The sequence below is a fragment of the Lewinella sp. LCG006 genome, from assembly GCF_040784935.1.
GTDB lineage: Bacteria > Bacteroidota > Bacteroidia > Chitinophagales > Saprospiraceae > Lewinella.
The window spans coordinates 1,734,241-1,753,563 of the sequence record NZ_CP160680.1; the positions used below are offsets into that span (position 1 = coordinate 1,734,241).

Here is a 19,323-nt window from a genome sequence, read left to right on the forward strand (position 1 = left end):
ATTAATCCTTAAAGTACCCTAAGCGCTTCAATTCTTTGTAGAGTTTGAAGGGGGTCACTGGAATTTCCAAGTGCTTGACACCCAAATGGGCCACAGCATCTACAATGGCATTTACAATAGCGGGCGGAGCACCTACGGTGGGTGATTCCCCAACGCCTTTGGCACCGATTGGGTGATGAGGAGCGGGCGTCACGGTGTGGCCCGTTTCCCAACTTGGCGATTCTACTGCTGTTGGCACAAGATAATCCATGAAGGTTCCATTGAGGATGTTTCCTGCATTATCGTAGATCAGCTCTTCGTACATTGCTGGTGCCAAACCTTGCGTAAGCCCTCCATGCACTTGCCCTTGTACAATCATCGGGTTGATGATATTGCCACAATCGTCGATGGCCACGAATCTTCTGATCTTGATATGACAGGTTTCTGGGTCAACATCTACCACACAGATGTAAGCGCCAGAAGGGAAGGTCAGGTTGGGGGGATCGTAGTAGTGCGTGGCTTCGAACCCTGCCTCCATCCCGGGGGGATGGTTGGTGTAGGAAGCAAAGACAATCTCCTGGATGGTTTTAGCCTTTTCGGGCGCACCTTTCACGTAGAATTTGCCTGGCTCCCATTCCAGATCCTGCTCGCTAACTTCGAGGAGGTAGGCCGCAATCTTTTTGGCTTTATCGCGCAGCTTGCGGGCGGCCATGGCTGCTGCTGCTCCCGCCGTAGGCGTACTTCTACTGGCGTAGGTACCCAGTCCGTAAGGAGCCGTATCGGTATCTCCTTCTTCGATCTGGATGTGTTCCATCGGAATACCTAGTTCTTCGGCGACAATCTGAGCGTAGGTTGTTTCGTGGCCTTGCCCCTGTGATTTTGTACCAAAGCGGGCGATGGCCTTGCCCGTAGGATGCACCCTGATCTCCGCACTGTCGAACATCTTGATGCCGAGAATATCGAAATCTTTGGATGGCCCCGCTCCTACTACTTCGGTAAAAGTGGAAATGCCAATGCCCATGAACTTGCCTTGCTTTCGCAATTCGATCTGCTCCTTGCGCAGCTCATCGTAGTTGATGGCATCCATGGCCATTTTCAGACCAGCGTGGTAATCGCCACTATCGTAGAGCCAGCCCGTGGGAGATGCCCAAGGGAAGTCTTCTTTCTTGATGAAGTTCTCCATCCGCAATTGAGCGGGGTCTTTGCCTACTTCAGCAGCAAAAACATCCGTCATTCGCTCGATGGCGTGCACGGCCTCCGTCACCCGGAACGAACAGCGGTAAGCTACTCCCCCAGGTGGCTTATTGGTATAAACGGCATCCGCTTCCATATAAGATGCTCCGTAGTCATAAGATCCCGTACCAATGGAAAAGAGCCCCGTCGGAAACTTGGAAGGGTTGGCAGATGCGTCGGTATAGCCATGGTCGGCTAATACTTTAAAGCGGGTCGCCTGAATTTTGCCGTCCTTGGTGCCTGCCATCTCCGCGGTGATGTGATAATCACGTGCAAAAGAATCGGCCTGGAGGTTTTCGCTGCGGTCTTCAATCCATTTGATCGGTGCACCCGTCAGGAAGGACACTGCAATAGCGATAACATAACCTGGGTAAACAGGTACTTTACCACCAAAACCACCACCAATATCCGGAGAAATTACGCGGATTCTTTCTTCCGTCAAGCCCACATGGCCAGCCACCAGTGCAATGACCGTACGGATGGCGTGCGGCGCCTGGGTGGTCATGTACATGGTCAGGTGGTTTTCCACCTTATTGTAGGAAGCCACACAACCACAGGTTTCGATCGACGCTACGTGAATCCGCGGGATGTGCATCTGTTGCTTTACCGTGACTTCCGCATTTCTGAAGATTGCATCCGTCTTGTCTTTATCGCCTACTTCCCAGTGCCAGATATGGTTGTCTTCCTTGCCCTCCTGATCGGTACGTAAAACCGGCGCATCGGGGTCGAGGGCTTCGAACGGATCCATCAAGGGCTTCATGGGCTCGTATTCCACGATCACGGCTTCTTTACCATCGCGGGCCGTATAGCGATCCGTGGCAATGACCGCAGCTACTTCCTGTGCCTGGTACATGACCGTATCCGTAGGCAGTACCATCTGGGTATCGGACATCAGGGTCGGCATCCAGTGGAGGCCATACTGCTCCAGGTCTTTGCCCGTGACTACGGCGATTACACCGGGAATTTCCAGTGCTTTCGAGGCATCGATTTTTTTAATTTTTGCGTAAGCATACGGACTTCTAACAATGTCCATATACAGCATTCCGGGAAGTTTTACGTCATCAACGTAGTTGCCCTTCCCCTGGATGAACCGGGCATCTTCCTTCCTTTTTTTGGAATGCCCCATGCCACCTATTTCCTTAGATGTTTTGCACTTTATCATAATTAATGTAAGTTTCTTGATTTAGTATTCTGACGGAAATGCCGAAGGCTTACCTAGGGCTTCTTGGCTCCGTCGCTAAACGAATTCAGGCTCGGTAGAAGGTAGTTCTTTGCCCTGCATTTTGGCTGAGGTCCACTGAATGGCTTTCACGATGTTGTTATAGCCCGTACAACGGCAGAGGTTGCCGGAGATTCCCCAGCGGATTTCTTCTTCGGTTGGGTTGGGGTTTCTTTCCAGCATTTCTACGGCCCGCATCATCATACCGGGGGTGCAGAAACCGCAGTGCAAAGCGTGATTGAGGTGAAAGCCTTCCTGAATAGGGTGCAAACCTTCTGTGGTGGCAAGCCCTTCAACGGTGGTGATTTCTTTGCCATCGGCTTGAACAGCCAATACCGTGCACGACTTGGCAGAACGCCCGTTGATCAAAATGGTGCAAGCTCCGCAGCTGGAGGTATCGCAACCAATGTGAGTACCGGTCATAGAAAGTTGTTCCCGGATCAGGTGAACCAATAAAGTGCGTGGTTCTACTTCTACGGTATGGGCGGTGCCATTGACCGTTAGGTTGATTGTTTTTTTCATCGTCTTTTACTTTTTAGCTCTTGCAATGGCTTGGTTCAACATTCTTTTGGTAATGACCTTTACCAGGTGGCGCTTGTAGTCTTCGTCGCCGCGTAGATCATCAGAAGGATTGCAATCTTCAGCGGCATACTTTGCGGCTAAGGCAATGTCTTCCTCGGTGAGCTTGCTGCCTACCAGTACGGCTTCGGAGCGCTCAGCCCGCATGGGCAGTGGGTTGACATTGGTAAGGCCTATTCCGGCTTTGGTACAAACACCATTTCCATCAATTTGTACGACCGCAGCAACACCAGCCGTGGCATAGTCGCCTACTTTGCGTTCTGCTTTATAGTAGGCACTCCCGAAGTGACCGGTAGCCGCTGGAATTTTAATCTCCGTAAGGATCTCTCCGTGTTGAACGGCAGTGGTATAAAAGCCGTAGAAGAAGTCGTTGATGGAGACCTCTCTTTGTCCGTCCTGGCCAGAGATAACGACCGTAGCATCCAGCGCAATCATTACTGCCGGATGGTCATTGGCGGCATCACCGTGAGCGATGTTCCCTCCGATGGTGCCAAAATTTCGCACCTGGGGGTCGGCGATAAGCTTGGTTGCATCACCAAAGATGTGGTACTTGGCCTTGATCAGGTCCGATTCTTCCAAATCAGCCTCTCTGGTCATGGCACCAATCTTGAGGTAGCCGTCTTCCTCTTTGATGTAAGCCAGGCCCGGAATGTTGTTGATGTCAATCAGGTGCGTGGGTGCTGCAAAGCGCAGCTTCATCATCGGAATGAGACTATGCCCTCCGGCGAGAATTTTCGCATCGTCCCCGTAGTCATGCAGCAGCTGGAAGGCTTCTGCCAGCGTGCTAGGGGAATCGTAGTTGAAGTTTTCCGCAATCATATTTTACGATATAAAGTGGTTAAGTTTTTTTGATGATTAAGTAGGGTTGAGCATATTTATAATAGTAGTGTAAAAAGCTACCGTTCAGCCAGATACCGAAAAATAGTAGCATCACACCGATATAGTAATTGACCGAGGAAATAAAGTAAAACTGCCCTAGTACCAGAAATGCAATCCCGGCAAGGGCCAGTAGTAAAGCTATCCAGGTTTTCGTCCCTTTCTGATTGAAGACGATGCTACCCATGACCACTAAGGCCAGTGCGATGGTAACGTAAGACATGATACTACCGGCATTGGGGTAGAGCATATTGCCAGAGCAAAGAGAAACAGCTCCGGAATACGCCATTAAGCAGAAAGGACATTTAGGCAGCACAGCTACGGCTACGGCAGGCAACCAAGATAAGATGCCTCTACTTTTATTGTTGCTACATGAATTACCACCTGTGCATGTTTTACCTTTCATCGCTACCAATGCATTTTTTAAAAAAATTGAATCCGACGAAAACTTATGTATGACCCTTCAACCACGAAAAACTAGGAAGATAAAACTTACGTGGTCCTATGACTTAGTAATTTGACGGAAATAACTTATTCCATTTTCCTAACGATTCGCGAATATTTTCACGCAAGCTCCTTTTAGTTGCTTGCTTAGAAAATTTTAGCGAATCAAAAATGGAATCAGTTATTTTGGTTCCGTCACTTAAAGAAAATTTTTAAGCAAAATCTGTAATGGGGATCATTCTACCGCATCCAAACAAGGTTGACAACTGCCGTTCTTTTAGCACGCAGCAATAACAAACTTATTTTGGAATTGTTTATAGGTGGCTAATATAAATAACGAATACAATGCAATATACAGCTTTATATTAGGAATAATAAACAAGCGCAATATTTAATAAACCATCTATTTTGTATTAGCCTGGAAAAGATTGGCATCCCCCATTAATTGGCTAAGCGAAATATGCGTAGACCTCATCAGGCAGGGATAGCAGCGGTTCCGCTCCTGTAGAGCGGAAAGAGCGAATAGCCCGGCCGCCACCCTTTTGGTGGCGGGCCTGCCCAATAAAACACCACAAAGCTGCCGTATTTGCACCAATACGCAATAAAACTTGTCATTTTGACAGCAAATCAGGTCTGGCATAGCCTTTGCCTTTCTTTAGCGTATCCAGAGTAAACCATAAATACGTATGAAAAAAGGTAACATAGCAGTACAGACGGAAAACATCTTTCCGATTATTAAGCAGTTTTTGTATTCCGACCAGGAGATTTTCCTTCGGGAGTTGATTTCTAATGCTGTTGATGCCACCACCAAACTCAAAACGCTGGCCCAAAAAGGGGAAGCCACCGGTGAATTGGGGGACTTGACCATTGAAATCATCGCTGACAAAGAGAACAAGACGCTGACGATTCGTGACCGTGGTATCGGTATGACGGAAGAAGAGGTGGAAAAATACCTCAACCAGGTGGCTTTCTCCAGCGCCCAGGACTTTTTGGAAAAATACAAAGACGAGGCGAATATCATTGGCCATTTCGGACTCGGATTCTACTCTGCATTTATGGTTGCAAGCAAAGTAGAAGCTGTTACTAAATCTTTCCAGGAAGGTGCCCAAGGGGTAACCTGGTCATGTGAAGGGGATCCCTCGTTTGAGCTGGTCAACAACGATAAAGCAAGCCGCGGTACGGACATCGTTCTTCATATTTCAGACGATGCCACCGAGTACCTGGAAGATAGCCGGATTGAAGAACTGCTGAACAAATATTGTAAGTTTTTGCCCATTCCGATTCAGTTTGGAACGCGCAAAGAATCAGTGACGGAAGGCGAGGGTGAAGAAGCGGAAACCAAAGAGATTGAAGTGCCTAACATCATCAATGAGCACGATCCGATCTGGAAAAAATCACCTAGCGATCTGACCGATGAGGATTACAAGGACTTCTACCAGGTGATGTACCCGTTCAGTGCGCCGCCAATGTTTTGGATTCATTTGAACATTGACTATCCTTTTAACCTGACGGGTATCCTCTACTTTCCTAAGCTTAACAATGCTTTTGAAGTACAGAAGAACAAAATCCAGCTGTACTCTAACCAGGTGTACGTGACGGATGAGGTGAAAGAGATTGTTCCTGAGTTCTTGACCCTGCTACACGGGGTGATCGACTCGCCGGATATTCCGCTGAACGTATCGCGCTCTTACCTGCAAGCCGACGCTAATGTCAAGAAAATCAATTCTTACATTACCAAGAAGGTCGCAGATAAGCTGAGCGAGTTGTTTAAGAAAGATCGCCCATCGTACGAGGAGAAGTGGAATGACTTGAGCGTTTTCGTGAAGTACGGAATGATCTCTGATGAGAAATTCTACGAGAAAGCAACCAAGTTTGTCCTCTTGAAGAATGTAGACGAGGAGACCTTTACCTTAGAGGATTATCGCGCCAAAGTAGATGTCGCCCAAAAAGACAAGCACGAGCGCACGGTAATGATATACGCCAATGACCCCGCCTCGCAAGACGCGGCGATTACTGCGGCCAAGAAGCAGGGTTACGACGTGCTGCTGCTAGACCATATCATCGACAACCACTTCCTGCAAACGCTGGAGCAGAAGGAAAGCAAGCTTACCTTCGTAAGGATTGATTCAGACACGGTGGATAACCTCGTACAAAAAGACGAGACCAAGGAATCTGTACTGAACGAGGAGCAGACCACCACGGTGAAAGAACTTTTTGGTAAAGTAGCAGGTGAAGGGAAAGCCATTGAGGTGAAGCCCCTTTCTCCGGATGACCAGCCGGTACAGATTGTTCGCCCTGAGTTTATGCGACGGATGAAGGAGATGCAAGCTATGCAAGGCATGGACTTTGGCGGATTCCCCGATGATTACAAAGTAATTGTCAACGCCAACCACCCACTGGTAGCTGATAAGGTGCTGAATGCCGAAGGAGAAGGCCAGAACGAAGTGGCTGACTACCTCTACAAGCTGGCGCTGCTGAACCAGAACATGCTGAAAGGCAAGGAGCTGACGGCTTTTGTGGAAAAGAGCATGGGCTTTTTGAAGTAGGGTACAGGGTGCGTTTTTTTTTGAACCACTTAAGGCACATGAGGGCACCTAAGGTTTATGTTTCCACTACATAGGAATGCGAGGTGTAAGGTGCGGTTAATACTTCCGACTTCGCATTTCCGACTTCCGACTTCTAGTGCGGGGTACTTGGTATATAAAAAAGGTTTGTCGAGTGAGAGCACTTGATAAACCTTTTTTATTTTGCCAACTCCCGCAACAGCTGTTGAGCTTGGGAACCGTACATGCCATTGCCCGCTGCGGCCAATTCCTGAAGGAGATTTTGACCTTCCTCCTGGCGGTCGAGCCGCAAATAGACCAGTGCCAGGTACCATTGGGCGGCCATACGATCCATTGCAGGCACATCAACAGCCAGACACTGCTCCAACGCCTGCTCGGCGGCGTAATAGTCACCCATTTGCATAGCAGCCATGGCCGTATAGCGGAGGATAAAACCATCGAAGGGGTGACCTTCTCGCAAGGATTGAAATAGGGCCAGGCTTTGTTGGTAGTCTTGTTGCTGGTACGCTTCCAAAGCTACAGATAAGCCGGGGACGGTGGTTTCTTCTTCGCCTCGAACGGCCAGATAGTCTTCGTTTTCGGCGCTGATGGCAAAATATTCGGCGTACAAACTGGCTGGTTGTTGATCGTGATAGTAAGCCCACGCGGCCCAGGCCGTAAAGACTAATAAAGCTACCGCAGCGGCAGCCGTCCAGCGAATATTGGTCGTTTTGGGGCGAGGGTGCCAGCCTTGGCGGATATCATTCAAATCATTTTGTAGTTCAACTCCCGAAAGGCCGCTTTCGCGTAAACCATCGAGGGCCGTTTGGGCCAGTGGGTCGCGCAGGAGGGTTTGCTCTACTTCGTAGCGTTCATCACTTGCTAGTTTACCTTCCAGATAGAGGAGCAGGCGGCTGGGTCTGTTTTTAGTTTTATCGTTCATTCTGACAGTTTATTTTTACTGTCCTGCTGTTGTAGTATCCACCGTTTCAGTTTTAGTCGACCATTCTGCAGGTGACTTTTCACTTCTCTGAGGCTAAACCCGGTGGTTTGTGCAATCTCTTGGTAAGATTGGTATTCGTACAAAAATAAATTTAGGCATTTCTGCTGAGGACTGGTCAAATCAGCTAGCCCATTTTCTAATAATTTGTCCTGAGCTATCTCTTCAGCGTAGCAGTGCCGCCGAAAAGCTTCGTTGAGCATAAAGCCCTCTTCTTGTGCTTGGGTTTGCAGCCATTGGCGCAAGTTCTTGCGTGCTTTGGCTTGCTGCCGAATAAAATAGAAGCATTCGTGGCGGGCCATGCTCAATAGCCAGTGATCAAAGCGCTCAATTGCTTTGCCAGACAGGCCCGTATAAGCTTTTTGAAAAATACTCAAGGTCAAATCCTTGCTATCTTCCCGATGTGCTGTCAGGTTCAGGCAGATGCCAAACACCAAAGCGTGATAACGTTCAAAAAGCTCATCAAAATAAACATCGTTGCCCGATTGCTGAAAGCGCTTCACCAATTGTGTATCATCCAGATGTTTTATCCTACGTCGCCAGCGCACCCGCCCGATCATCCTTTATGAATTGAGGTAACGTTCCCGTAAAATCTGCAAATGATGGCGCTCGTGGCCAGCAATCATGTACACCATGGCCCTAGCCGTACAGGGTTGCTCTTTGGCCTCGCCGATGGTGCTGAGTGCCTCGTCATCGAGATGCTGAAAAAAAGCGAGGGTTGCCGCTCTGAGTGCTTGGTACTCCGCCATAATAGAAGTGCCGGTACGGTGGTTGGCGCGGGAAGCAGGCACGTAAGCATTGTGATCAAAGCCAGGCAGGGAAGTCTTATCGCCACGCGCCGCCGAAAGCCCACGGTAACTAAATACCCGCTCTACATCCATCAGGTGTACCAGCACTTCCTTGATGGTCCATTTGTCTTCCGCATAGCGGTAATTCCATTGCGCTTCGGTCAAATTTTCCGTCAACGCTAGTATTTCTTTTAAGCCTTGTGCCAGAAACTCCAGCACACGCCCATCGTCTGCTACTTTATTAATGTAAACGGGTGCCCAATCGGGATGCTGATCGGGGGTAGGTTTGGAAATCGTTCTCATATCGTTTTTGTTTCGGTGCTATTTCTGTGCGATTCCGACGGAAGGTCGGGATCGCGGGAGTGCCGACTATGTCGGCGGTAGCCGTCACGAGGCTTCGGAACGAGCTTTAGCGAACACTATCAGCCATTCGTGGAAATAAAAAAAAGCTTGCTAAAGCTCTTAGTATGCCAAAACTAGGGCTTTCTGCTAAATAAATTCGCTCTATACTTGATTCTTAGTAAAAAAACAATTTACTTTGCATTTCAAAGTACTTTATGAGTCATTATCCTCACCAGCCATTAGATCAATTGCGCGACATCCATCGGATGATGGAACGCACCAGTAAGTTTATCGGACTAAGTGGCCTATCAGGCGTAGGTGCGGGTATCTTTGCTTTGATTGGAGCCCTGATGGCACATTGGTACTTGATGGCCGGAGGCTTGAAGGGGTATGGTGCTTCGTTGCATTACTGGCCCAGTCAGCCTCATCCCTGGGGATGGCCGCCACTGACTTTCTACCTTTTAGATGCGGGTTTTGTCTTGGCGGGTGCCCTCACCAGCGGCATCTATTTCACTACCCGACGTGCTCAGCGCAAGGGGCAAGCCATTTGGGATGCGCTTACGCGGCGACTGCTGCTCCATTTAGCGATACCGCTGGTGGTGGGAGGGATTTTTTGCTTAGCGATGTTTTATCATGGCTACTTGGGCCTTGTTGGCCCCGCAACCCTTATTTTCTATGGATTAGCCCTTGTAAACGGGAGTAAATTCACCTTACAGGATGTTTACTACCTGGGCCTTTGTGAAATCGTACTTGGCTGCATTGGCGTATTTTTCATCGGTTGGGGCTTATTGTTGTGGACCATTGGCTTTGGGGTCTTGCATATTGTCTACGGCATCATGATGTATTTGAAATACGAACGAGGAGCATGAAAGAACTGATCACCCATCTAAGGAAAGCTTTCGACCACCGGGTACGCCTGGGGGTCATGTCTATGCTGATGGTCACGGATTGGGTAGATTTCACTCATTTGCGGGATCACTTGGAAATCAGTGATGGCAATTTAGCCAGCCATCTCAAGGCCTTGGACAAAGAAGGCTACGTTGAACTACGCAAGCAATTTATTGGCCGAAGACCAAATACCAGCTACCGGGTAACGGAAAAAGGTCGGGTTGCTTTTTTAGACCACCTGGCGTATTTAGAAAAAATCATCAATTTGCAAAAAGAGGATGAGGAATAAGGCTTTCTTTTCTTTTTGATTTTTTTTGTCCTTTTATTGCGCAAAAAACAAATTGAGCATTCTTTGTGGTTTTTGAAATAGTTGACACGCTTGAAGTAAATCGCTTTGCCACCTATTTCACAACCGAATGCTCAATTTGTTTTTGTGCTGTTTTTTAACTTTGAAAAACAAAGTACTTTCTAATGAAAAAATCTTTCCTGATACTTTTACTTGCACTCTGGTGGCACCTGCTCACCTGGGAAGCCCAGTTGGGGTTGAATACGCTATTGTTCAGCGTATCCATTACCGCAGCTCTCGTCTGGATAAAGCCGCAAGCTTTTGCACGCACAGAAGTAAAATACCTCTTAGCGGCGTGGTGCACTGCTGGCTTTTGGGTCTTTTGGCACAATTCTATACTCAGTATAATGGTCTACTCCTTATTTGGTTTTGTGACACTGGGCTATCTGCAGGAAATAAAAGTACGCTTTTGGGTATTTGGCATTGTTGAAAGTATTCGAGCCTTATTTGGTGGTTGGTGGATAAGTATTCGCCACCAGGGGGAAGAACTAGGGGATAAATACGCTTTTTTGCCTTCCTGGCGAAAGGTGCGTCTCTTGATCCTACCGGTCTTGATTGTGCTTCCTTTTTACCTTATTTACAGCAAAGCCAATACCGCTTTGGAGGCTTTTAATACGACCCTCCTCAACTGGGCAGACCGCCTGTTTCAGCTAGAACTCGACTGGTCTCGTGTTGTGGTCTTCTTGTTGGGCTGGGCACTGGTGGCTGCTTTCCTGGGGCGTCGAAACGGCATTGCCCCACTCCACCAATGGGTAGCCAACTGGACCTATCCTTTACACCGTAAACGACAAAGACTTTGGCCTGCTAAAACCATGGCCCTGAAGCAAGAATACCAAAGTGCCTTGCTCACCTTTACCGCCCTGAATGTTCTGCTGGGTATCATCAACCTCCTGGATATTGTCTTCGTTTGGTTTTCCCGCCAAGAACGTACGGCTAGTGAGCTGAGTGCTTATGTTCACGAGGGTACCTGGCTGCTTATTTTCTCCATCGTTTTAGCCATGATGGTGGTATTGGGCTTCTTCCGGGCCAACCTCAATTTCATTACCAACAATCAGCGCTTGCGCCTGCTGGCCTACGTGTGGCTGGGGCAGAATGCCTTCCTGGCGCTTTCAGTAGGCGTTCGGAATGGGCATTACATCCATCACTATGCCCTGGCACATGGCCGGGTTGTGGTGGTCTTCTTCCTGGCATTGGTTTTATTTGGTTTGTTTACGATGTACCTGAAAGTCAAAGGTCCGAAAACCATTTATTTCCTTCTACAAACCAACGCTACTGCGGTGATGGTCGCCCTACTCCTTGCATCCAGCTTCAATTGGGATCGTTTCATCACCAATTACAACTTAAAAAGGGAAAACCCCGATCTGTACCTGCTGGTGCAGGGTTTGGGCAACAACCTAACGCCATTGCTCCAAGCTGCCGAGGGAAATACCATGCTGGCAGATCAATTGCAAGCTTATGACCTCAGCAAACGGGGAGACCGCTTGGCGAGAAAGTGGGAAAAAACCGATTGGCGCAGTTGGAACTGGAGCGAATACCGGCAGTACCAAGCCTGGCAAAAATATCTAAAAACGATCAAATAAAAATCAAAGGATATGACTACCCTCTCTGTACGGCTTCCGCTTCATGGGCTTCGAAGTCAGTTTCTCCATTTCATGTACGAAAAAACGTTCCCGCTCTACGCTCGGATATCCACTCGGCCCCGGCCTCAGTGGCAGCTTAATCGCGATGACCTCTTACAGCTTCCACCGGGTAGCCTAGGCCAGCGGGTAGGGCAATTTCTGGGCGGTAATCAACTTCAGCTGATTCCCGGTTTTGAAAACCACGATGTATTCCACGTGCTGCTGGAATATGGTCTCAGCGCTCCCGAAGAAGTAGTACTACAATGGTGCCTGCTCGGCAATGGCAAAAGGAGTGTTTACGCCTTTTTAGCTGCTTTTACGGGTGCCGTTTTCTTTCCCGAATACTGGGGCCGATTTCGGCAGGCTTTTCGCAGAGGCCGAGAATTACGCACCTTTCACCATTGGTATTACGAATATCTACTCCGGGAAAACCTTGCTGATTTACAGCACTTCCTAGCGGGTGGGGAGCTGCGGAAAGAATGTACTGTTTACTGAGTTGGTGCTCTCCCGACCTTTGGTCGGGATCACGAGGGTGTTCGTTCCGAAATATCGGAACGAACACTGCAAAGACTTAAGCTTCAACAAAAACTCCTATTGATCATCAACAAATCACTTACCCAATGAAATCATTCCTGCATTCCTTTTTTCAAAAAGAACGCGCGCTCTTGTTTTTAAGCTTGTTGGCTTCGGGCCTGGTCTTTTTCAGGATATTCTGCTTACAGGAAACGTCGATTGATGGTTATTCAGGTCTACTATCCTGGCCACGGCTCCGATTTCTTTTCCTTGGCTGGAACCTGCTGCTGGCCTGGATTCCGCTGGGACTAGTATACCTTCTGCCGAAGCTCCCCAAAAAACGATGGCTACAGGGTGGCATACTAACCCTTTGGTTATTGTTCTTCCCCAACGCTCCTTATTTGATGACCGATTTGATTCACCTAAGCGAACGGCCTGGTATCCCTTTGTGGTTTGACGCTTTGTTGCTGTTTACTTTTGCCTACTTGGGACTGATTTTAGGGGTGCGCGCACTGGAGGGTTTGCGTGGCTACTTACGCCAGCAATATTCCGGGAGTTGGGCCCATGGATTCACCTTTGTAACCCTGCTGCTTAGTGGGCTGGGCATCTACCTGGGCCGCGTGCTACGCTGGAACAGTTGGGATGCCTTACTTCGCCCAAGAGGGCCTATTCTGGATGCCTTGGCCCTGGTACACTCACCTTTCCAAAATGGGGAAGCGTGGTTGATGATTTTCCTTTTCACCCTCGTTTTTAGTACCATTTTCTGGAGTCAAAGTGGGCAGATTCGCAATGCGCCATGATGTAATGGTCTGTTCTTTGCTTTTGAGATAGCCGTCCGCAAGATCCTGCTCTTACGGCGAAGGCAGCCCTCCTCCGACCCTCCGGGCCACCTCCTCCAAAGGAGGACAGGGTGGGTTACTAAGTAGTGTTATCGTGTTTGCGGCTAGTACACTAGGCGATAGTGTAATTCTGAAGAAGCCACTTATTATCGGTGCCCGCAGAAAATTACAGCTGGTTATTACGTAGCTACATTTCGACTGCTTTTATCCACCTATGATAAAAAAGCCCCGAAATTGCGTTCGGGGCTTCTCTTAAAGCGACTATTTGACCTAAAGTCTATTAGAGTTGTTCTGCTGGGACAAGTTTTGCTGCAAGCGAAAAATTTTATCCTGAGCTGCGTTAGATTTTTCGCCGAATTGCCCGCATTCGGCTGCAAAATCTGCCTTGCCCAGAAGAAAATTTTAGCGCTTTCGCTAAAACAGCCCCCAGCAGAACAACTCTATTTCTTAAAAAGCGTATTGATTGGCAGCAATCAAGGTGTCGGCAATCCGACGACGCTCTTGCTTAACGTTTACGGGCGGGTACTTTGTAAACCGCTTGATCCCCATCAAGAAGGTACGGAGTAGATCGCCTTCTGCGAAAGAAGCTACCGCGTCGGAGGCTTCCTTGTTGATGCGAGCGGTGGCATCGTGGATCAACACCTTTAAGATCGCGTCATATACTTCCTGCGCCTGGGGCTTATCGTCCATGTCTGCCAACTTTTGAACACGCAGCAAGGTACTTTCTGTCTGAAAAACATCAATCAGAATATTGGCCAGGTTCATTACAATTTCCTGCTCCGTCTTAAGGTTCAGTTGGCCTTCCATTTGCATTTTTCCTGCGGCACCGGCTACCATCAGGAGGATTTTTTTAAACTCAGCTACGGCTTTTATTTCTTGGCCGTAAGGACCTTCTGGTTGTTCCAAGGAAGGCATACTTGCCAGTTCCTTCTGCACCGCCCAGGCAGGGCCTACCATATCAAAAGCACCAGCGATTCCCCGACGGAAAAACATATCCACCGAAAGGAGGCGGTTGATCTCGTTGGTTCCCTCGTAAATGCGGTTGATACGGCTATCGCGGTAAGCACGGGCCGCAGTTCCTTCTTCAGAATAACCCATACCACCGTGAATCTGCAGATTTTCATCCACGATATAATCCAAAGCCTCCGAGCCAATCACTTTGAGTAAAGCACACTCGATGGCATACTCTTCAGCAGCCTGCAATTTGGCTTGCCCAAAACCTACGCCTTGTTTTTTGAGGTTTTCGTTCCAGTCTTGCATCAACTGACTAGTACGGTAAAGCGCGCTTTCACTGGCAAACACCCGAATGGTCTGCTCTGCCAATTTGTATTTTATCGCACCAAAGTTGGCAATCGGCTGCTTGAACTGGTGGCGCTCATTGGCGTAGCGAACAGAGATCGTGATACATTCTTTAGCTCCACCGTTGCTCAAGGCATTCAACTTGAAGCGCCCGGTATTCAGGGCATTAAATGCAATGAGGTGACCTTTACCAATCTCTCCCAACACATTGCCAACAGGTACCTTCACATCTTCGAAAAACACCTGTCGGGTAGAGGAACCTTTGATCCCCAGCTTGGCTTCTTCGGCGCCTAAAGAGAGTCCTTCACTTTTCCGAGGAACAATGAAGCCCGTAAATTTATCACCATCGATCTGCGCAAATACGATGAAGAGATCCGCAAATCCTGCGTTTGAAATCCACATCTTCTGCCCATTCAAAACGTAGTGTTGACCATCTGGGGTAAGGTCTGCCCGGGTCTTGGCGGCCAGCGCGTCAGAACCAGAGCCTGGCTCGGTCAAACAGTAAGCTGCTTTCAGCTCACCCGTAATCAAGCGAGGTAAAAAAGCTTCTTTTTGTTGATCTGTACCGAAATACAGGATTGGTAACATTCCAATTCCCGTGTGCGCGGCGTAAGAAACGGTAAATGCGCCAGAGGGGCCCATCGCATCGCAAATAAGGGTGTTGGTATTGGTATCCAACTCCATCCCTCCATATTCTTCGGGCATGTGCGTCCCCAGGAGTCCCAATTCTGCTACAGCATCCAATAACTTGGCAGCAATATTGTCTTCCTGTTTTTCGATCTTTTCCGTATTGGGAAAGATTTGCGTTTCGATAAAATCGCGCACCATGTCGCGGATCATCCGCTGTTCTTCGTTGAATTCTTCGGGGATGAAAATTTCTTCCGGGCGGGTATCCCTTACCAGGAACTCTCCACCACGTAGTGTTTTTTCGGAGGTTGCTACTTCAGCCATTGGTCAATTTTGTTTAGTCGTTTCAAGCAAAAAGAAATGGATTTTCACCAAAAAAGCGCCTTTTAGCGAAAATTCGCTACAAACTTAACGACTTTACCGTACAATGCAAAGGCCAAATTGTTGATTTTTGCGAAAATTCGCTAATTAACCGTACGCGCCAATCTAAAGCCGGTATTAAAATTGCCCCGTCCGGGAGACTTTTCCTGCCGATAGGCACAGCGTACTTCTGGCTGAAGGTTGCGCCAGGAGCCTCCTCTCACGATTCGGTACCCACCAATGTTAGATCCGCGGGGGTCTTCCTTGGGCGAATCTTTATAATAATCTTCATCAAAATAATCCCAACACCATTCCCATACATTGCCGCTCATATCATAAACGCCCAGCTCATTGGGCAAGAACTGCCCCACTGGTGCAGTGTGAGCGTAGCCATCATCACGCGGCGTGGTTTTCCACCGAAAACTACAATTGGCATCACAAAAGTTGGCGTAATCATCAAGTAGGTGCTCGGAAGAGGTGCCTGCGTAGCGCTCGCTGGCACGAATAGTGCGTCGGGTTGTTTTTTCCGAGCTATTGCTCCAGCTGGCTGCATATTCCCATTCTGCCTCGGTAGGGAGGCGATAACCATTTGCTTGCCAATCGGCATAAAAGACCTTCTCATCCGAACCATCAAAGGCTTTTTCAATTTCTACCCGGTACACTTTGGTGTAACCTTCTTGCTCACTCCGCCAATTGCAGTAGGCCACGGCATCATACCAACTCACATTGATCACTGGCATTTGATCGCGCCCCCAACGTTCGTCTCGGGGTAGTGGACGACTTGTGGACGAACAAAAGCGATCGTATTCCGCAAAGGTGAGTTCATATTTACCGATTTCAAATGTACTTATGGTCACCATGTGCGCTGGCTTTTCATTGAGGCCACCATCACCAAAATTGTCGCCCATGCGAAAGGTACCACCGGGTACGGTAATCATCTCCGTCACCAACAATTCCCCCGCATCGACCGCTACATCGGACAGCTTAGCGGTTTCAAAAACAGGGCTCAAAGAAAGGAAGCTTAGCGCAAAAGCGGTAAAAAAGAAGAGGGGGACATAACTACATAGGGTTTTCATACCGTGCTTTTTGTTTGGAAGATAAGTTTTTTTAGTAAAATGAGCGCGCATCTAATCTTTGACAAACTCATAATTATGGGGTATTTTTACTATCAAAATGGCCAGCATACCCGTTATCCCTCGCGCTGTTTCTCTGCCCACGACGCTCAGTTTTGCTCATGACCCCATTGCCGGTTTACAAGCCTATAGCGAACGCTACGGAAACACCTTTTATCTCTACATTGGTGGTGTTTCCAAGTCCTTGATCACCATTGATCCTGAAGTGGCGCAACATGTGCTTCAAAAACAGCATCGTCGTTACGAAAAATCACCGATCCAGACCGATGTACTTTCCAAATATGTAGGGCGGGGTTTACTCACCAATACCGGTAGCTCCTGGCTCCGGCAACGTCGCCTGATTCAACCTGGCTTCCATCGTGATCGGCTGGCAGCATTAACCAAGATCATGCAGGGGGTGATTGACCAAGAGCTGGATCTACTTAGCCAACGTAGCAATGACCAAGCGGTGGATGTATACGAAGAAATGCTACGGATTACCTTCCGGATTGTGGGGAGAGCTATCTTTAGCGAAGATGTGGTGGAGGAAGAATTGGATCAATTAGGAGACAAGATTACCCAAATTCAGGAATACGTGATCAAAGAAGTACGCCTCCCCTTCCTGCGTTGGTGGTATATCCTGTCGGGTATGCGAGACCGCAACCTCGGCCTTTCCCGCGACATTCTCGATATGCAGCGGAAGTTTATCCGCCGTCGGGAAGAAAGTGGCGCCACCCGTGATGATCTTTTGCAAATGCTCCTCGACGCTCGCTACGAAGATACCGGCCTACCCATGGAGGAACAACAACTCGTGGAAGAAACGGGTATTCTCTTTGTAGCTGGCCACGAAACTTCGGCCAATGCACTGGCCTGGACGCTTTATCTGCTGGCTAAGCATCCCGAAATACAAGAGCAAGTACGACAAGAACTGAAAGAAACAGCACCCGATCGATCGCCAGCCTTCACCGACCTTAGGTCTTTGCCGATCTTAACGAACGTTATCCAGGAGGCGATGCGACTGTATCCTCCCGCCTGGATCACCGATCGGGTAGCCCTTGAGGACGACGAAATCGGTGGTGCCAAAATCCCCAAAGGCACGGTCATCATTCCTTTCATTTACGGTATTCATCACTCCACCCAGTTTTGGGACGACCCTGAAGTTTTTCGCCCTGCGCGCTTTCAAAACAACCCTTCACCTTATACTTATTTCCCCTTTGGTGGAGGTCCTCGCCTCTGTATTGGCAATAATTTTGCGATGATGGAAATGCAGTTGGTGATTGCTGCCTGGCTAAGGCGGTTTTCTTTCCAATTAATTCCTGATCAAGGGGTTAAGGCTAAAGCCTTGATTACTTTGCGCCCAGCGAATGGAATTAAGATGTATCTACAAGAGAATAAATAATTTACAATGTGTTAACACTCAGCGATGTAAAAATTTTCTGCTTGCTCAATAAAAAAATAGTAGTTGAAAATTTTGGGATTCTCCTGAAAACGTGTTTTTTTTGTTGCGGTTTCGTTAATCACGGAATCCTCTAACACGAAGAATATTCATTCAAAGATAGTTTTCATTTGGTTTTTTGGGGTTATTAGGAGGCAATCGGAACGGTTGCCTCATTTTTTTTGTTAAACCCTTATATTGCGCAAAAATAAGCGGTGTCTTATATCTACTAAGAACTTTTATCTCCAACAATTTGCAAGAAGGTATCATCACAAAATCAACGGGAAGCTGGTACAATGTTCGCCTGGAAGACGGTCAGATCATTGCCTGTCGTATCGGTGGAAAATTCCGTCAAGATGACAAACGCCTCACCAACCCCATTGCCGTTGGCGATAAGGTGAAAATTGAGATCGAAATAGGAGAAGAAGTTACTGGTGTAATAAAAAAGATCCTACCCCGCGACAATTACGTGGTTCGTCAATCCCCCCGCAAAAAACATTCCCTCCATCTCATTGCCAGTAATATTGACCAGGCCATCATTGTGATGACGATCGCTCAGCCGAAGCTTAAGCAGGGGTTTATTGATCGCTTTTTGCTGATGACTGAGCCTTTCAATATCCCTACCATCATTGCTTTCAACAAAGTGGATGTTTACAGTGAGGAGGACATTGAGATGCTGGCTTACCTGCAAGGCGTCTACGAAGACATTGGTTACCAGACTTTAATCCTTTCCGCTACCAAAGGGCATGGGCTCGAGGATTTCAAGGCACTTTTAAAAGACAAAACAACCCTCATCAGCGGGCAATCAGGCGTTGGTAAATCAACCCTCATCAATGCCATTGCTGCTGACTTGGATTTGCGCACGGGCGACATCAGTGACTACAGTGGCAAAGGCCAGCATACTACTACCTTTGCGGAGATGTTTGAACTTCCCTTCGGAGGCTTACTTATTGATACCCCAGGGATCAAGACACTTTCTTTCAACTACCTCGAACTGGCCGACGTTGCGCATAATTTTCGCGAGTTTTTTGCGGCCTCCAGTGATTGTCGCTTCGGCGGAAGCTGCCTGCACCGCAGTGAACCAGGTTGCGCTGTAAAAGCAGCCATTGAAGAGGGCGAAATCAGCGAGTTGCGTTACATCAACTACCTGGCTTTGCTCGACGAAGTAGACGAGCAGAATTACTGGGAGCGGAGAAATGTGTAAGTGGTGAAACAACCAAGGATCCGGCGATCCCCATTTGATACTGCCCTAACCATGAAAGGTACAGCGTACCGCTTGTCT

Annotated in this window: 17 protein-coding genes; 8 read left to right on the forward strand and 9 right to left on the reverse strand. The window is 48.2% G+C overall.

The features are described 5' to 3' along the window. Window position 1 precedes the first annotated feature (1 nt). From AB0L18_RS05775 to AB0L18_RS05790, 4 genes are all read right to left on the reverse strand, one after another. Complete coding sequence (locus AB0L18_RS05775; protein ID WP_367391630.1) at window positions 2–2,374, reverse strand: aerobic carbon-monoxide dehydrogenase large subunit; 2,373 nt, start codon at window positions 2,372–2,374, stop codon at window positions 2–4. A gap of 75 nt (window positions 2,375–2,449) precedes the next feature. Then, complete coding sequence (locus tag AB0L18_RS05780) at window positions 2,450–2,953, reverse strand: (2Fe-2S)-binding protein (protein WP_367391631.1); 504 nt, start codon at window positions 2,951–2,953, stop codon at window positions 2,450–2,452. Between the two features lie 6 nt (window positions 2,954–2,959). Further along, the gene (locus tag AB0L18_RS05785; protein ID WP_367391632.1) at window positions 2,960–3,829 is read right to left on the reverse strand and encodes a xanthine dehydrogenase family protein subunit M; all 870 of its coding nucleotides are present in this window, start codon (window positions 3,827–3,829) and stop codon (window positions 2,960–2,962) included. Between the two features lie 19 nt (window positions 3,830–3,848). Continuing rightward, window positions 3,849–4,292, reverse strand: a complete 444-nt coding sequence (locus tag AB0L18_RS05790) for a hypothetical protein (RefSeq protein WP_367391633.1) — start codon at window positions 4,290–4,292, stop codon at window positions 3,849–3,851. Window positions 4,293–5,016: 724 nt separating this feature from the next. On the opposite strand from AB0L18_RS05790, the gene htpG reads away from it, so the two are divergent. After that, on the forward strand, window positions 5,017–6,876 hold the full coding sequence (gene htpG, locus AB0L18_RS05795; RefSeq protein WP_367391634.1) for a molecular chaperone HtpG: 1,860 nt from the start codon (window positions 5,017–5,019) through the stop codon (window positions 6,874–6,876). 196 nt (window positions 6,877–7,072) lie between these two features. Here the strand turns inward: htpG and AB0L18_RS05800 are convergent, their stop codons facing one another. From AB0L18_RS05800 to AB0L18_RS05810, 3 genes are read right to left on the reverse strand one after another with little or no spacing between them, the layout of a single operon-like run. Next, a complete protein-coding gene (locus tag AB0L18_RS05800; RefSeq protein ID WP_367391635.1) occupies window positions 7,073–7,816 on the reverse strand; it encodes a hypothetical protein in 744 nt (247 codons plus the stop codon). Further along, window positions 7,813–8,433 carry an RNA polymerase sigma factor gene (locus tag AB0L18_RS05805; RefSeq protein ID WP_367391636.1) on the reverse strand — a complete coding sequence of 207 codons (621 nt, stop codon included), beginning with the start codon at window positions 8,431–8,433 and terminating at the stop codon, window positions 7,813–7,815. The genes AB0L18_RS05800 and AB0L18_RS05805 overlap by 4 nt, the downstream gene beginning before the upstream one ends. Window positions 8,434–8,436: 3 nt before the next feature. Beyond that, entirely contained in the window at window positions 8,437–8,964 is a 528-nt protein-coding gene (locus tag AB0L18_RS05810; RefSeq protein WP_367391637.1) for a DinB family protein, read from the reverse strand. A gap of 254 nt (window positions 8,965–9,218) precedes the next feature. Between AB0L18_RS05810 and AB0L18_RS05815 the strand changes: the two genes are divergently transcribed. The 5 genes from AB0L18_RS05815 (at window position 9,219) to AB0L18_RS05835 (ending at window position 13,169) form a co-directional block, all read left to right on the forward strand. Beyond that, complete coding sequence (locus AB0L18_RS05815; protein ID WP_367391638.1) at window positions 9,219–9,872, forward strand: hypothetical protein; 654 nt, start codon at window positions 9,219–9,221, stop codon at window positions 9,870–9,872. Then, complete coding sequence (locus AB0L18_RS05820) at window positions 9,869–10,180, forward strand: winged helix-turn-helix domain-containing protein (protein WP_367391639.1); 312 nt, start codon at window positions 9,869–9,871, stop codon at window positions 10,178–10,180. Before AB0L18_RS05815 ends, AB0L18_RS05820 begins: the two co-directional genes overlap by 4 nt. A 182-nt stretch (window positions 10,181–10,362) precedes the next feature. Next, window positions 10,363–11,817: a DUF4153 domain-containing protein gene (locus AB0L18_RS05825; RefSeq protein WP_367391640.1), complete on the forward strand. Its 1,455-nt coding sequence runs from the start codon at window positions 10,363–10,365 to the stop codon at window positions 11,815–11,817. A gap of 12 nt (window positions 11,818–11,829) precedes the next feature. Next, the gene (locus tag AB0L18_RS05830; RefSeq protein WP_367391641.1) at window positions 11,830–12,351 is read left to right on the forward strand and encodes a hypothetical protein; all 522 of its coding nucleotides are present in this window, start codon (window positions 11,830–11,832) and stop codon (window positions 12,349–12,351) included. A 125-nt stretch (window positions 12,352–12,476) separates the two neighbouring features. Continuing rightward, on the forward strand, window positions 12,477–13,169 hold the full coding sequence (locus AB0L18_RS05835) for a DUF1361 domain-containing protein (RefSeq protein ID WP_367391642.1): 693 nt from the start codon (window positions 12,477–12,479) through the stop codon (window positions 13,167–13,169). A gap of 486 nt (window positions 13,170–13,655) precedes the next feature. Here AB0L18_RS05835 and AB0L18_RS05840 read toward each other — a convergent pair whose 3' ends face one another. Next, window positions 13,656–15,458, reverse strand: coding sequence for an acyl-CoA dehydrogenase family protein (locus tag AB0L18_RS05840; RefSeq protein WP_367391643.1), 1,803 nt, complete (start codon window positions 15,456–15,458; stop codon window positions 13,656–13,658). 140 nt (window positions 15,459–15,598) lie between these two features. Next, a complete protein-coding gene (locus AB0L18_RS05845) occupies window positions 15,599–16,570 on the reverse strand; it encodes a formylglycine-generating enzyme family protein (protein ID WP_367391644.1) in 972 nt (323 codons plus the stop codon). Window positions 16,571–16,667: 97 nt separating this feature from the next. On the opposite strand from AB0L18_RS05845, the gene AB0L18_RS05850 reads away from it, so the two are divergent. Together AB0L18_RS05850 and rsgA are read left to right on the forward strand one after the other, a co-directional pair. Then, window positions 16,668–18,005: a cytochrome P450 gene (locus AB0L18_RS05850; RefSeq protein ID WP_367391645.1), complete on the forward strand. Its 1,338-nt coding sequence runs from the start codon at window positions 16,668–16,670 to the stop codon at window positions 18,003–18,005. Window positions 18,006–18,294: 289 nt separating this feature from the next. Next, entirely contained in the window at window positions 18,295–19,245 is a 951-nt protein-coding gene (rsgA, locus tag AB0L18_RS05855; RefSeq protein ID WP_367391646.1) for a ribosome small subunit-dependent GTPase A, read from the forward strand. The last annotated feature ends 78 nt before the right edge of the window (window positions 19,246–19,323 follow it).